This window comes from Salibacter halophilus (genome assembly GCF_008806325.1).
Taxonomy (GTDB): Bacteria; Bacteroidota; Bacteroidia; order Flavobacteriales_G; family Salibacteraceae; genus Salibacter; species Salibacter halophilus.
Window position 1 is genome coordinate 1 of sequence record NZ_WACR01000022.1, and the last position, 1043, is coordinate 1043.

Below are 1043 nucleotides of genomic sequence, written 5' to 3' on the forward strand. Positions count from 1 at the left end.
AAAGAAAACCAAGGCCGTAAAGTCGTAGTTCAAAAAGTTCACCAAAAGGTATGAGCAAGTGAGAAATTTACCCCTGAAAAATGCCAGTTACGAATACCTGTTGACCGCCTTTAAAGAATGGTTGGACATACTCGGCTACAATCCGCAGACCGTTTACAACATGCCTTCCATGATCCGCGAGTTCCTGCATTTTTTAGAGCAAGAAAACTGCAACCAGATAAACCAACTCAAAAGCCAGCACTACAAAGACTACTTCAATCACCTGAGCACGCGACCCAACCAAAGGCGGGGCGGTGGACTTGGAAATGTCTATATCAACCAGCAAATCCAAGCCTTGGAAAAGTTCTACGAGTTCTTACAGCACAAAGGAGCAACAGGAATACCACCAGTAACCTTAAAGCAACTCAAACTAGAAAAAGGAAACATTACCGTACTCACACAAGAAGAGATCAAACAACTTTTTGACGCAGCCAACCAGGAAACCCCGCACTCCAAACAAGAAGCTTTTAACGCAAGGGACAAAGCCATGTTGGTCGTTTTTTATGCCTGCGGACTGAGAAGAAGAGAAGGGGCGAACCTCGCCTTGGACGATATTAACTTCGACAGAAGAATAATCCACGTAAGAAAAGGCAAGAACTACAAAGAACGATTGGTTCCCTTCAGCAAGTCAAGTTCCAAAATCTTGCAAGAATGGATTTACGATTACAGGCCGCAACTGATCAAAAGCCAAAAAGAATCAAACCTGTTTATTGGCATGATCGGTAAACCCATGACAGGCGGCAGCTTGTACACCCGATTAAAGAAACTGACTCTGCTAGTTGATAATCCAGACTTACAGCAAAAAGAAGTGGGCTTGCATACGCTCCGCCACTCGATCGCCACCCACCTTTTAGAAAACGGAATGGAACTGCAAAAAATCCAGCGGTTCTTAGGTCACAGCTCTTTGGAATCAACACAAATCTATACCCATTTAATCAAGAAGGAGAGCGCAAATGAACTTTAAAAACTACCTAGAATCACAAGGGAAAAGCAAATCCACTGTA

General features: G+C 43.4%; 1 protein-coding gene. It reads left to right on the forward strand.

The genetic code is table 11. The features are described from left to right. Positions 1–58 precede the first annotated feature (58 nt). A complete protein-coding gene (locus F3059_RS13605; protein WP_151170214.1) occupies positions 59–1003 on the forward strand; it encodes a tyrosine-type recombinase/integrase in 945 nt (314 codons plus the stop codon). The last annotated feature ends 40 nt before the right edge of the window (positions 1004–1043 follow it).